This is a genomic window from Vibrio sp. 1159 (assembly GCF_033340395.1).
Taxonomy (GTDB): domain Bacteria; phylum Pseudomonadota; class Gammaproteobacteria; order Enterobacterales; family Vibrionaceae; genus Vibrio; species Vibrio alginolyticus.
Genome location: NZ_JAWOWL010000060.1, coordinates 1 through 13,233, shown reverse-complemented (window position 1 = coordinate 13,233; position 13,233 = coordinate 1). Strand labels below are relative to the sequence as shown.

Below are 13,233 nucleotides of genomic sequence, written 5' to 3'. Positions count from 1 at the left end.
TCCGCCCCGAAATAACAGAGGTTTATTTACGATGAGATGGATTCTATTCATAGCCTTGCTCATGGGCTTAATGTACTTAGGTGATCATACAAACCAGTACGTTAGCGGTTTGTCTCTCATTGAAATAGGAGCCCAAACAAAACAAATTCAAGATGGCTGGCAATTCTGGAACGGGCAAACTGAATCGGCTCAGTTTGCACCGTTCTATAACAAAGTGGATGGCTGGCACATATTTATACAACTATGGCCGGCAGCAGCCTGTCTTATTCTCATTTGTGTTTTTCTCATTCCAATGGGTACTTACCTCTTTGGGCGCTTAGCCAACCAAGAGTTAAACAAAGCAAAGAAAAAAGTCATTCAAACCCAGAAGCAGGCCAAAGAGAGAGTTGCGACCGCTGAAAAAAGAGCGTTGAAGTACGCACGCTCAGAGGTTCAGGAGCAAATGACAAACGCCCAATATGCAGAGCAGCATGCTCAGACTCGTGAAGCCAAAGCCAAAGCATTAGAAAATGACTTAGAACAGAGGATCGAGAATATTCGACGACAAGCCCAACAAGCAGTAAGTGAAGCTAACCAAGAGGCAGCAGAGCTGCGAAAACAGCTATCTCTTGCGGAAAAAAGGAAGAAAAACGCTGCAGCAACAGCCGAAAGGCGGAAAAGGAAGTTAAGAAAAACACAACAATCCGATTAGCTTAACTAACTCTCCCAACAACGAGTGCAGTATGAACACCATTGGCGTTACAGAAGACAAATTTATACGAGAATTGAAACTCCATTTTCATGAATCTGGAAAGCTTCCACTTGAGCTAATATCAATAATCCCAAGCGTTTGGAAAAAGATGTTAATTGCGATACCAGGCTTTAATGACAATCGGATAATCTATCTCGACGAGATAGACCACGTAAACTATCAAGGCGCTCTAAGTAGGGTGGGAGCTATCATAGATAAAATGACAGCAGACTTAAAAGAACCTCACTCACTGGTAAAAACACTCCATCCTAAGGAAGATTACGAATGAAGGCTAAAAATGATAACAATCTGCAACACTTAAAAGAGATCCTAACAAAGTCACCAAGAGAGAGTTTTAAAGTAATAGAAGAAGACAGGCGATGGCTAGAAGATAAACCAAAAGGAAAAGAAAAGCGTGAGAATTTGAGGAAGTAAAAGTCTTCAAACCTTCACGCTTTCAACAAAGTAAAGAACTCTAGGGAACATCTCAAGACTCATGATGGGCCCCTAAAAGGGCTGATATCTGATAAGGCTTGTTTAGTGCCATTTATATTTGGTAAGCAAGTCCTCAAACCTTCACGCTTTCAGTAACGTAGAACCCTATACTCAACCTTAGGTTAATTTTAGTTAGGTTGAGGGGTGCACGAAAGCGTACCGTTGGGAGTTACTACCCATATAGCAATTTAGCTATAATTTTCCGTTATCCAACGCAATTGAACTCGATTATGCCTATCCCTATAAAACTCAGCACTACCCAGCGCAACATGTGATTCGTTTATTTCAATAAACATTGCATTAGCAGCTTCCTTAGCTTGCTCTGGAGTTCCGCCAAAAGCTTTTATTTCTAGATCTTGATGTTGCACATTTTCACTATGTTCTCTTGCTATTACGTGATTTAGATAACGTTTGAATGGTTTAGCTAACTCAAACCCTAACTTTGCATGAATACCGATGAGCTTGCGAGCTCCGCTGGCAGTAATACGCCCTTCTTTGGCTGCTAGTTGTAGTGATTTAGCATCATTGGCGAACGCCCCAAAAAATTTCATGAAAAAAGAATCAGATGGGAACCCATTATATTTATTTAATTTACTCTCTTTAGAGAGATCTTTTGATCTTCTACTGCACTTTTTGTTTGTAGCTGTTTCTTCTGAGCCCTTGGTATTACTAGGATTGAGAGGGTTTTCCACATCAGACCGACTCGACTGCATTTTTTGTCGATTCACATAAGCATTAGCCGCTTTTATCGCCCAGTTGATAGCGCCGGAGAATGCATCTTGAACAGTGGCTAGGTTGATTTGTATGTGTCGCTTGGTTTGCCAAGCTGCGTCATTTCTGGCGTGCGTACGCGAGATGAAGCCTTTTGACTCAACTGTGTTGAGTAGATTAAACATTGCTCGCTCTTTGATCGGTTTTACACCGTAACGAGAGGCAGCGTTGTTATACATGTTTAAGAGGCGCGTGGTAGATGCGAAGCAATCATTACCATGCTTTATGATGTGTGCGGCAATCACTTCTAACAGGCAAGCAAGCTTACACTCGCCTTTATTGCGAGTTTGGCTGATGTTTTTTGCCTGTGTTTTGAATCCGGCTTGGATGTAACGAGGGTTTAGTTCTAGATTTACGTTCACACCAACCCGCACTTATGGCGGTTTTGGGTTTGTAGTTTAACAAGCATTTGGTTATACTCTCTTCAGGATTAATTCCTAGACCCTGATTGCGTATATCTCCCGCCAAGTTGATATAGTGCGCATCAGGGTTTTGTTTTTTCTGCGGAACAATCTTAATCTTAAAAATCAATTAGCTCAATGATCTATCAGGATCATTTTTGAAAAATGGCGGCTAGGCTAGTTTTACGCGTCGTGGATCGTAAGGCTTGGCGTACTTCCCTACTTTCATCTCCAGCGTCAAATCGAGCATGGCGTACAACTCTGCTGGCGAAACAAAAAGCATGACTGCTTGGCTGAACTCATCAGCAATTGATTCGTCGTCTTGCCCTAGCATTTTCGATAAGTAGTACGTACTGTACAAAAAACCTCTGCTATCAGCCTTCACAAGAATGTCACTGATAAAATCAACGCCTACCTCTTTGAAGTTGGCGGTTTCATTGGCAAATCCACGTTCAAGAATAAATCCCCAAAGCGTGCTACTCACCCAAACGGTTTCAAAAATACCGGTACAGCTTAAGCGCCAATGCTTTCGGCGTTCCGAGATTCGGTTGTGATCTGCCAGTCGTTCAGCTGACTCATCTGGTTGAATGAGGTTTGGGTCAAAAGCCTCTTTCATCGCACCGATAGAAAACAGATCTTTTGTTGGTTTCATTTTTGGTGATTCACCCAGCGACCAGATAGTTCGAGTGCCAAATCCGCCATACAAATCATCCTTGAACTCAGATGCTAGAAGCTGCTTCCTTGGAGATGTTTTGCCGGTTAAAACCCAGTGACACTCTACGGGAGAGACAAAATCGAACATAGTCTCGAGATGCCATTTCATATCAAGCCAAGCTTCTGCGCTTGAGAGACACGGTAGGAACTGATGACCAAAGTTATAACCTCTGCTGTGTGCCAGCTCGATTAGCGTCCAAATTTTCTCTTCTTTTGCTTTCTTGAGGAGTTCAAAAATTGTGGTCATGTATTCATGTCGAACACTGAGCACCTTTTGGATGACATTTTCACTCATGCGTGAGTTTCCTTATTACGATCGTTTTGTAGGGAGTTTACTGAGATGGTTGGAGTCACGCTTCGACAAAAAAATGTTGTTTAAAGTGATCGTAATTTAATGAGAGAGCGCCTAGCATCTGCTAAAGTGTATGCTTAACGAAATGCTTTTTTGCGATGTTTTTCTAAGTGTGTATTAAAAACAATGAGTTGAATGTTAAAGTAAAACTCTTCATTAGTGTTTTACTTTGGTTTTCTACTAGCATTCGTTGAAAGGTCTTTCTTCTTCACCAGTGAGAGCTTGAATAAAGGAGCTGTAACGTGCCGAATTTAACAGCAAAGCAAGTGGCAAGCGCTAAATCAAAGGACAAAGCCTATCGACTTGGTGATGGAGGTGGGCTGTATTTTTATGTGCGAAAGTCGGGGGCTAAATCGTGGGAGTGTCGTTACATTCAGCCTAGAACGGGAAAGCCGACTTTTCTTGGATTGGGTGGATACCCTGAAATTTCTCTCGCAGAAGCGAGGAAAAAAGCACAAGAAGTTAGGCACTATTTGAGTGATGGAATCGATCCAAAGCTCAAGAAAGCAGAACAGAGAGCGAAGTTACTTAGCGATCAGAAAAACACACTAAAAGCTGTCGCTAAGCTTTGGATTGATGCTAAAAGCAACGCTATCAAAAAGGAAACAGAGACTAAAATATGGCGTAGTTTGGAGAATTACGTGTTGCCAAATTTGGGGAATATACCTGTATCCAAAATTACTGCGCCCATGGCTATTGCTGCCTTAAAGCCGGCGGAGGCACAAGGTAAGCTTGAGGCTGTCAAAAGAACGTCCCAACAATTAAATGAAATTATGACCTACGCCGTGAACTATGGACTGATACCAGCAAATCCATTAAGCGGTATTAGGGAGGTTTTTAAGAAATCAAAAACGGTGCATTTTAATGCTTTAAGCCCACAGGATTTGTCTGAGTTGGTGATAACAATTGATGCTGCAGAGCTTCCAACACAGATGGAAAGCTTGATTCTTTGGCAGTTGCACACAATGGTTAGGCCTAGTGAGGCTGCAGGAGCGATGTGGTGTGAGATTGATTTCGAAAGCAAACTTTGGACTATTCCTCCTGAGCGTATGAAAATGAACAGAGAACACCAGGTTCCATTAACGAAGCAGACTCTAGGTATTCTTGAGAAAATGTATCAGTTCAGCTCTCATAGGGAGCATATCTTTCCTTCTATTCGAGACCCTAAAAAACCGATCGGTGCTATATCTGTTAATCGAGCCTTAGGTAAGCTTGGGTTTTCTGGTAAAACAACTGCACATGGATTCCGTTCTTTGGCATCAACGACTTTAAATGAACAGGGGTTTGATGCTGACCTGATAGAAGCGTCATTATCACACCAGGATAAAAATGCAGTTAGAAAAGCTTATAACCGATCTCGGTACTTGGAGCAAAGGAGAGTGTTGATGAGCTGGTGGAGTGAGTACATTGAAAATGCTAAAAGCGGTAATATACAAATAAATGGAACTAAAGCATTAAGAGCTATTTAATGAATAAAAAAAGCGATTTATCTAACCCTGAGCTTGCTGAAATATACATCATCACTCTATTTTCTAGGCTATATGAATCTTGGCCTATAAGCATTCCTGTCACAGCTCAAGACATAACGGGAATAGAGTTTGATATGGAAAGTTTATTCTATCCCGATGCTCCAGCTATTCCTAAAGAGTGGAATGTCTGTAAAAGTTTGCTTAACTGGCTAGAGATGGAAGGGTATATTTTTGGTGATCGTTCTGGTGGTGATGTGTTCACATGGAGAAAGTGCCAACTAACACAGAAAGCTATAGAAGCAATGAAAAGCTTACCTGACCCACTAAATCCTGAGTCTAAAAGAACCCTAGCGGATGGCATTTTAGATGCAGCTAAAGATCTCTCTAAGCAATCCATTCATGAATTAGTAAAAGTAGGAATGACTTCACTTTACCAACAAATATCAGGTTAACTAAGTCGAACAAGGCCATCAATTCGTTGGCCTTGTTCATGCCTCTAGATGCTTAAAGATTTTTCACCGCGGCGAATGCGCCAATAGTTAAGCAAATTTAAGGCTGCGTCTTTGGAGTCATCTGTTAATTTATAGACCGTTACCGATTTATTCCCGACTCTATCTTTATTTGACTCTATTTCTACTCCATCTATCCCCCTTAGCGCATGAATTGGTTGAGACAAGTGAGCTAAATCAACGCCTGCATCTTGAATTGAGTAACGGTGACACCCCCCATCAACTAACATTTGATGCAATACAGACTCTAAGATGCTTGGTTTCTTAGGTTTATGCTTTTGACTCAGCTTTCTTTTGCCTTTTTTCTCTAAAACCTCAACTCGGAGAGTTAGGTCATCAATCATTTTCAGTAATTCTTTTGTCATGAGTACACCTTATTGCGATCATTCTTTTTAGAAAATTTAATCGCACTAGGACCTACAAATCTTCAACACGTTTCTGTTAAGCCATTCACTCTGTTGAGCTTTTCTGCCTTATTCGCTGTCATTTAGTGCGATAGATGCGAGATTTACGGGTGAGCATAGTTGGTGCTAAGCCTTGCTGTGTTTGGGAATGGGACCACTAAATGAATCTGTTAGGTAAGAGGATGCAAAGAAGTGGCGTTTTTTTGAATAAACTCGATCACTAAGCTGTGTTTTGGGTCGTTAGTGATCGGCTTGTGATCGCTTTAAAGACCAACCTTTTTCTATGTCTTTTTAGTTGATTTTAAATAAAAACAATACCTTAAGAAATTTAAACGGGGGGCGCTTGCCTTTGCCTGCAGCGCTTGGTGGGAATTTTGGCACGAAACAAATGGGTTTCGATCACCAAACACCAAGTGGTAGAGCATTTACATTTTTCTGTTAGCGACAATCGATCTTATGTGGCGTTAACTTCGATAGAAATTAACGAGGATTTAAGACGATGCTTAAGAATGTCAGGCTACAGGACAAGCTATTTAATCAAAGACGAAAAGCTCAAAAATTAGAAAGAGGCCACGCTGCTCAAACCCTTTCTCCCTCTATGCTCCAGCAAGCGATAAAGAAAGGTGATATCCCTAGTCACTTCTCGGTGTTACTTGGAAGCAAGTCCAATGGTCAACCCTTTGAAATTGAAGATTTAAAGGGGTTTGATAAGGCGAGAAAATCACTCGATAAGAAATGGAAAAGCGATAAGGGTGCACCATTAAACCAACTCATTGCAGCTTCTAGGCCCGTAGATGTTCAAAGGGCAAATACAGAAATCAAAGTAGCGCGACTCTATAAGGTTCGCGGTGACCTGCTGCACTTTAATGTCACCGCCTCGGGCAAGCACGGCGAAGGGAGCTATCAAGTTCGTGTGCGGTTAGAAAACTGGAGCTCCGAGCTAACAAAAGTTCAAAGAAGCTGGATTTCAGCAGTTAAACGTATTTGCTTGGGGAATGTATCCATCGATTGTCAGTGTGGACGTTATCAATACTGGTATAGGTATGTTGCAACAGCTGGAGGGTTTGCTTTACGTACTCATGAAAAAGACTTTCCGAAGATCCGAAACCCTAAACTAACTGGATGCTGCTGTAAGCATCAATTGAAAGCTCTGGGCGCACTAAAATCCCCAACCGTACAAGCTCAGCTTGCTAAACACTTACAAACACAAGCAGAAAGTACTGGGTTCTCATCTGATAAAGACAAATTTCTTTCGAAGGATGATAGGGAGAGGCTAGAAAGAGCAAAACCGAGAAAGATAGATCAATCCGAGGCAGAAAAATTTATTAAGAAGCAGGAGCAAGCAATGAAGACATTTAAGCGACAGTTGAAAGATGCTAGTTATCTTAAGAAACTCGAAAAGGAAGCAGCTGCGTTAAGAGCGAAGCTTAAATCTGTAAGTAGAGAAGCTGCTCGTGCCGAGAAGGATGAGCTGAAAGCTCAATTACGGTTAGAGCTAGACCGCGCAAAAATGTACGGAAAGAGCAAGACTGACGCTATCAAAGTTTTTGCGTTTGTGAAGAAACTTAAGATAAAGGATGTGCAGAACTTGGCAAAAGGGCTCTAGTTTTATTAAGTAACAGTTTCTTCAAACCGTAACTTAGAATATTGAATAGTAAAAAAAGCCCTCAATGGGCTTTTTTACTATCGAGACTTTAATATGACGATTCTTCGGTTAATTTTCTAAACCCTTCCCAAGAATCGTGCCTTGCCCTCCAAATGGAAAGCCTTTTGTTGGCATTCTCTAAACACTTCAGGAAATAGCTTCTAACATCCGATAGCTCATCAACCTTATCGGTTAAGAACTCAGAAACGAAAGTATTGTCTATATCGCCCAGAAACTCTAAGGATTTCTCTCGTAACATTTGAGCTGGTATCGTTGCATAGCCCTGATGAGCTGCCTCAATAGATATGTCTTCAAAAACGGATGGGTTTGCCGATTGGCAAAACTTAAATAAGGCTAAACGCATAGCCTGATCTGTTTTGTCACAGAGCGCTGAGGCGTCATGAATTCTTGCGCCAAGGAGAATACATTTCACTGCGTATATCGTATTTTTATCAAATTTGCTCATAATCCGTACCAAAAAACTAAAACTGTGGTGACCAATAATTTATGCATAGCGTGACCATGTAACGCCAGTTCACGATAATGTTGGTGTTTGTATATCCGCGAGTTTTTGACTTATTTCAGTAAGCCTTCTCTCTGAGCGGTCAAGATAGCGTTGAGTGGTCGCTATATCCCCGCTTCCGTTACCGTGACCGATAAAAAGAGAAGCACTCATAATATCCAGCGCATTAGCTACGCGCTGAACTGCTGACTTTCGAGCTGAGTGCAGCCCTAAACGAATGCCTTCCAGTAGTTCTTTGAACTTATTAGCTTTGGTTTCCAGTTTGCTCCTGATGGCTGCGATTACGCGGTAAACCGATTGGCGCGTCACAGGTGAAAAACTGCTGGCTCGATTGGATTTAAGTTCACAAGCAGGAAATAAAAAGCCTCCTAGGTTTTCATATCTATCACAACGCACTTTAAGCATCTTTTTGATTGCAGGGTAGCGGCTAAAATCAACTTTACGGGCTTTTGGGGCTGTCTTTAGGGCTAGAGCTTGATAGGTCTTTAAATTCGACTCTCTGTGTTGCTGGCGAGCATTTTGGTACTCAGCTAATAGATCGTATTCATCAGCTAAAGCTTCAAGCTGTTTTAAGTCTGTACACATTCTGACAAACAGTGGTGCCAAGTCGTTATTGATCGCTGAGCGTAGAAACTTCCGGCCCTCTTTTAGCCAACTGGCATCAATCATTTTATTTGTGGCTTTGGTTACGTGTGATCGCAGTTGCTTTGAGTCGGTGAGAATTATCGTATTAGATTTTAAATCGATATGACTAGCCTGCAATTCTCGGGCTTCGCTGTTTCGTAAACCAAAAGTAAGACATAGCTGGAACATGTCACGCCAGAACGGAGCTAGAAGTGAGGCTTCATACATGAAGTGTTTTTCTAACTCTTGTGGGATTGCATCAACGCTTAAGTTTTTCATGATTTAGACCTCACCAAGTTTAGCGATAAGGTTTCGCAACTGTCGGTTAGTCAGGTATGGCGCAATGCGTGGTATATCTGATAAAGTAATGCTGTTAATCATTAGGGTGTACTCCTAGAGGTTGATATGAGCCGGCGGAAGGTAGAAGAGTCGCCGGCTTTCTTATGTGTCAATCATAATAGTATATACTAATACGATTTACAAATAGTAAACCAGTCAATTGTTAGCTATGAGATCTTTGCACATCTTAATGTACTGCTCACGACTAGATTTTGCGCCAGTAATCTCAAGTGCTTTCTTGATAATCGCTTGCTCATAAGCATTAACTTTCATCGTGTGGATGCCAACTCGAACAGCTAGGGCTTTCTCATTGTCAGATAGATATTCTGTCAATTCATCGGGTGACATAGCATCGACTTTTGACTTTTCATCATTGTAAGCATCAAGATTCTTTTTGCGGTGTTCTTTTTGATAAGCTCGGGTTTCTACACGCTGCTTTTCAATGACGGCGGCCTCTGTGGTCAACTCCCCACGCTGCTCAACTGGCTGCAAAACTTCTTCTTGTTTGGCTGCTTTCTTCTTCAATAGACTCATGCGATCGCCTCATGGATAAATGCTGAAATTTCGTTTCTTGTCCTGGTTGTATCTCGCTGTTCTGAGAAGTCTTCAAGTTGAGGCATTACCCATTTAACAGAAGTCATATCATGCTGCTCTAGTGTCTCTCGTCTAGCTGCCAATGATTTACTATTAGCTCGAGTCTTGGTGAAGACAAACTGTGATTTATCTTTGATGCCATACTCATTTAGCCTACCCAGTAAAAAGTCCAATTCTTTTAAATCGTTCTTGCCGGTGTTCATTGGAATAATGACCTTTGCATCTTCACCGCTTGCCGCTTTTAGTAGTTCCACGTTATCAGCTGTAAATGCTCCTGCTGTGTCGTAAAGGAAGAAGTCAGCCTCTTCATTGTCGATTAACGTAACGTGTTGCTGTTGGTCTGTGTTGTCCACATGGACGCTATACCCTAGACGTTGAAGCTCTCGGGCAGTGTACTCGCATAAGGTGGACTTACTCACTCCGCCTTTTGTGTTGAAGAATATAATGTGCATCGCTCTCTCTTAGTATTTACTAATCGGATTAACTAATAGTAATAACTCAACCGCCCAATGCCAATAAATTAAAGAGATTTTTTGAAGTGGACGGTAGTCCGTACAGATGATCATTCGTGAGAATGCTTCCTGCGAAAGGTTTGATTTGTTTCCAACATTTACAGTTTATAAATAAAACCGCACACACTGGTCTTTGGGGATACATAGCAAAAAAACGAAATAACGACCGTGTGATACAGTGCAGTTCATTTTGAGATAAAGCCTCTGAGTCGACACTGCCATGCATTGAGCCGCATAACTAAGTGGTTTTACAGAAGACGCCCTGAAAAGAGGCATTAAACTTAAGTCAATATTGACTCGGCTTAGTGGTGAGTTATTATTAACTCACCTAAGGAGGCAATATGAAAATATCTTATAAACACCCAGAAACAGGAAAGCGCACATCCATAACACTAAGCAATCGCATTCTCCGCCTATGGGCAATTGTTAACCATATTGACGTTGTAGAGGATGAAATGCCAATCGATGACTTTCTTTACGATGAGAACTCTATGAAGCTCCTAAAAATATGGCTTCATGACCATCACGAAGAGTTTATCAAGGGAACAAACAATTTCCCTACCTTCACCGGCTATTTTGAAAATATAATTTTACTCGAAGTTGAACATCGCTTAACTCGCCCGCTATAACGAAACAATGCCCAAAGAACGCTCACATACGATAGACACAAAAACGCCCCTAAAAAGAGGCGTTTTTATTAAGCGTGCTTAAACCCAAGATCCAGCTTAAAGCCACACGCTTGCGCATAGCTAACGAGGGTTTTTAAGCTAGGGTTTCCTCTACCTGACTCTAGACGAGAAATATTAGGTGCTCGAGTTCCCATTTTTTGAGCAACTTCATCCTGAGTTAGTCCTGATTTTTCTCTCATCGTGATCAGAGTGCTAATGAGCTCAAATTCATCACCAAGCTCATCATACGCTTCTTTCACTTCTTGGTTGGTAAAAGCTTTCTTTTTCAATGCAGCTAAGCTCATCATTTCACCTCTCTCATTCTTTCTCGGGCCACTTCGATCTCTTTCTTTGGTGTCTTATTCGATTTTTTCACAAAGGCTCTTAGTACATAGACATGTTGACCTTTTAGATAACAGAATAAACCTCGACCGATCCCCTCTTTTGCTTTAGCTCTGATCTCAAAAAGACCATCACCCATTGCTTCTGTATGCGGTGGTCCCAAGTTGGCCCCATGCATCTCGATCAGCTCCAATAGCTTAATCATACGTGCTTGGATTTTTGGCGGCATTGATAGGATTTCATCCTCAACACCATCATGAAAATCTACTTTCCAAGCCATTCGTCTTTACCGCTCTTGTTATCATATATGATAGGTCATATTAGCATGACTTGCACGAACCTCAAAGCCATCAGCACGACTTGCATACATACCCCCATCAAATTTACTCAACGAGAGACTGCACGCTCTCCCGCGCTGAGAAGCGCGTGAAGAGTCGCACGAGCAGTCTCTCATTTCGCAAATTTCGGGAAGCTTTGCCCCCCGCTATGTACGACTATTAAAATCGCCGATACATAGCGTGGAGCAAAGGCTTCAAGGCTTTCACGCACATTTAAATAAACACATTGCTGCCAAAATTACCTATTGATAAAATTAATATGAAAGTGAGCGATTAACGACCGCCTTGAAGTCGTTAGAGTTTTTCCTGTAAAGGGCGCGCCGGTTTCTCATAAAAACCGAGACTCAAGATCATAACTTGAGTATCTGACACCTGCCAGCTTAAGCAGAGATCCATTCGGATAACTGACACTCCACAGCAAAAAGAGTCGAGCTTATCACGTCAAGATAACGTTTTTTCAATACGAAATTGGAACGACTAGCCCAACGATACAAGGCTCTAGAATTAACCATTCTAGTAAAAATTATGGGTTCGAATACAGGTGGGAACGGTCAGACCTAAGCAGCGTTAAAGCTTAAACAGTGGCGAATAGGCATTCAGTTGTCGCTGAACTCTCAGAGAGTCAGTAGTTCTTACAACACAGTTTGAGGTGGTTTGTGTTTGATGCACAGCAGGAAGCGGAAGTGCTCAAACGGCAAACCCGCATTATACGAAAGCGATCATATACACGTAGAAAGTCACGACTTGATCAATATAAAGGTGAGCTTCTCGCATTGCGTCGTGAGGGTTGCAGTACAGCAGAACTGCAGCGTTGGCTAAGGACAAAGCGCATTAAAGTTGTTCATTCAACTGTTGCACGATGGCTAGAGAAACAACATGGGTAAATTTGCCAGTCCAGCCAAACAAGCGGCTAGTGTAATGAAAGCTGTTCAAGGCCTGTCTCTTGTATCAGTAGGTACAGTCCGCAATTATGAGCAGGCCCTAACCAGAGTGGCTGAATACGCTAAGTCTCATCGTGTCTCTGGGGGGCTAAGAGGGTTAACCCCCGAAAAAGCACTCTCCTATCTAGAGCAACGAGGAGAGCAGGTAGGGCAAAAAGCCTTAGATATGGAGCGTCAGGCAATACAATGCATGATGTTAAACGTTACTGGTCGCCTTAATAGAGACTCAACTTTACCCGTTATAAAATCAGAACAAACTCAAGCCCTCACTTCTCGCGCCTATACGCCAGAGCAAGCCGAACTAATTTCTCAACATCAAAGCGAAAAACATAGCCTCGCTACCCAGCTCGCTCACTCTTGTGGGCTTCGAGCACACGAATTACTGACACTGCGACCTAGAGAAGAACGCGCGCCTGATAAACGCCCAGCCCTAGAGAGTAAATGGCATGCACGAGAGGGGGAGGTCTACACCGTGAAAGGAAAGGGTGGTCTGATACGTGAAGTCCTTATCCCTACCTTACTAAGTCAAAAGCTGGAAGAGTTACGCTATTCACAACCAAAACAAGTGATTGACCGAGGGATTTACCACTCTAGTTTATACGCCATCGGAGGCGGTCAGTCTTGGAGCAACTCTTTTTCAGCAGCAGCGAAACGCTGCCTAGGTTGGTCAGAAGGTGCTCATGGATTAAGGCATAGTTACGCTCAGCAACGGATGCATGAATTGCAAAGTTCTGGCTTTTCTCGGGATTTGGCATTGGAAACCGTTAGCCAAGAAATGGGGCATTTCCGCCCCGAAATAACAGAGGTTTATTTACGATGAGATGGATTCTATTCATAGCCTTGCTCATGGGCTTAATGTACT

17 protein-coding genes are annotated in these 13,233 nt (G+C 42.2%); 8 read left to right on the top strand and 9 right to left on the bottom strand.

All coding sequences use genetic code 11. From position 1 onward, the window contains the following. The 3 genes from R7127_RS25450 to R7127_RS25440 all read left to right on the top strand — a co-directional run. Nucleotides 1–691: hypothetical protein (locus R7127_RS25450; protein WP_318148626.1), on the top strand; the 691-nt coding region annotated here is incomplete at its 5' end. Nucleotides 692–722: 31 nt separating this feature from the next. Next, nucleotides 723–1,019, top strand: coding sequence for a hypothetical protein (locus R7127_RS25445; RefSeq protein WP_169631477.1), 297 nt, complete (start codon nucleotides 723–725; stop codon nucleotides 1,017–1,019). After that, nucleotides 1,016–1,165: a hypothetical protein gene (locus tag R7127_RS25440; protein ID WP_318148625.1), complete on the top strand. Its 150-nt coding sequence runs from the start codon at nucleotides 1,016–1,018 to the stop codon at nucleotides 1,163–1,165. Before R7127_RS25445 ends, R7127_RS25440 begins: the two co-directional genes overlap by 4 nt. A gap of 248 nt (nucleotides 1,166–1,413) precedes the next feature. Here R7127_RS25440 and R7127_RS25435 read toward each other — a convergent pair whose 3' ends face one another. Continuing rightward, on the bottom strand, nucleotides 1,414–2,358 hold the full coding sequence (locus tag R7127_RS25435; RefSeq protein WP_318148624.1) for a hypothetical protein: 945 nt from the start codon (nucleotides 2,356–2,358) through the stop codon (nucleotides 1,414–1,416). Between the two features lie 211 nt (nucleotides 2,359–2,569). Further along, entirely contained in the window at nucleotides 2,570–3,406 is an 837-nt protein-coding gene (locus tag R7127_RS25430) for a hypothetical protein (RefSeq protein WP_318148623.1), read from the bottom strand. A gap of 299 nt (nucleotides 3,407–3,705) precedes the next feature. Between R7127_RS25430 and R7127_RS25425 the strand changes: the two genes are divergently transcribed. Next, nucleotides 3,706–4,932 carry a tyrosine-type recombinase/integrase gene (locus R7127_RS25425; RefSeq protein WP_318148622.1) on the top strand — a complete coding sequence of 409 codons (1,227 nt, stop codon included), beginning with the start codon at nucleotides 3,706–3,708 and terminating at the stop codon, nucleotides 4,930–4,932. Continuing rightward, entirely contained in the window at nucleotides 4,932–5,384 is a 453-nt protein-coding gene (locus R7127_RS25420; protein WP_318148621.1) for a hypothetical protein, read from the top strand. Before R7127_RS25425 ends, R7127_RS25420 begins: the two co-directional genes overlap by 1 nt. Before the next feature lie 44 nt (nucleotides 5,385–5,428). Here R7127_RS25420 and R7127_RS25415 read toward each other — a convergent pair whose 3' ends face one another. Next, nucleotides 5,429–5,806: a hypothetical protein gene (locus tag R7127_RS25415; protein WP_318148620.1), complete on the bottom strand. Its 378-nt coding sequence runs from the start codon at nucleotides 5,804–5,806 to the stop codon at nucleotides 5,429–5,431. Nucleotides 5,807–6,344: 538 nt separating this feature from the next. Between R7127_RS25415 and R7127_RS25410 the strand changes: the two genes are divergently transcribed. Next, nucleotides 6,345–7,451: a hypothetical protein gene (locus tag R7127_RS25410; protein ID WP_318148619.1), complete on the top strand. Its 1,107-nt coding sequence runs from the start codon at nucleotides 6,345–6,347 to the stop codon at nucleotides 7,449–7,451. An 88-nt stretch (nucleotides 7,452–7,539) separates the two neighbouring features. On the opposite strand, the gene R7127_RS25405 is transcribed toward R7127_RS25410, so the two are convergent. The 4 genes from R7127_RS25405 to R7127_RS25390 form a co-directional block, all read right to left on the bottom strand. Beyond that, entirely contained in the window at nucleotides 7,540–7,956 is a 417-nt protein-coding gene (locus tag R7127_RS25405; protein ID WP_140066845.1) for a hypothetical protein, read from the bottom strand. A 69-nt stretch (nucleotides 7,957–8,025) separates the two neighbouring features. Beyond that, the gene (locus tag R7127_RS25400; RefSeq protein ID WP_318148618.1) at nucleotides 8,026–8,916 is read right to left on the bottom strand and encodes a hypothetical protein; all 891 of its coding nucleotides are present in this window, start codon (nucleotides 8,914–8,916) and stop codon (nucleotides 8,026–8,028) included. 216 nt (nucleotides 8,917–9,132) lie between these two features. Continuing rightward, a complete protein-coding gene (locus tag R7127_RS25395; protein ID WP_318148617.1) occupies nucleotides 9,133–9,510 on the bottom strand; it encodes a hypothetical protein in 378 nt (125 codons plus the stop codon). Further along, complete coding sequence (locus tag R7127_RS25390; protein ID WP_318148616.1) at nucleotides 9,507–10,022, bottom strand: ParA family protein; 516 nt, start codon at nucleotides 10,020–10,022, stop codon at nucleotides 9,507–9,509. The genes R7127_RS25395 and R7127_RS25390 overlap by 4 nt, the downstream gene beginning before the upstream one ends. A 401-nt stretch (nucleotides 10,023–10,423) precedes the next feature. Between R7127_RS25390 and R7127_RS25385 the strand changes: the two genes are divergently transcribed. After that, nucleotides 10,424–10,711 (top strand): hypothetical protein, encoded by a 288-nt coding sequence (locus tag R7127_RS25385; RefSeq protein WP_318148615.1) that lies wholly within the window; start codon nucleotides 10,424–10,426, stop codon nucleotides 10,709–10,711. 68 nt (nucleotides 10,712–10,779) lie between these two features. Here the strand turns inward: R7127_RS25385 and R7127_RS25380 are convergent, their stop codons facing one another. Together R7127_RS25380 and R7127_RS25375 are read right to left on the bottom strand one after the other, a co-directional pair. Beyond that, entirely contained in the window at nucleotides 10,780–11,058 is a 279-nt protein-coding gene (locus R7127_RS25380; protein WP_318148614.1) for a helix-turn-helix transcriptional regulator, read from the bottom strand. Further along, nucleotides 11,055–11,372, bottom strand: a complete 318-nt coding sequence (locus tag R7127_RS25375) for a type II toxin-antitoxin system RelE/ParE family toxin (RefSeq protein WP_318148613.1) — start codon at nucleotides 11,370–11,372, stop codon at nucleotides 11,055–11,057. The genes R7127_RS25380 and R7127_RS25375 overlap by 4 nt, the downstream gene beginning before the upstream one ends. 934 nt (nucleotides 11,373–12,306) lie before the next feature. Between R7127_RS25375 and R7127_RS25370 the strand changes: the two genes are divergently transcribed. Next, nucleotides 12,307–13,191: a site-specific integrase gene (locus R7127_RS25370; RefSeq protein WP_318148612.1), complete on the top strand. Its 885-nt coding sequence runs from the start codon at nucleotides 12,307–12,309 to the stop codon at nucleotides 13,189–13,191. Nucleotides 13,192–13,233 lie beyond the last annotated feature (42 nt).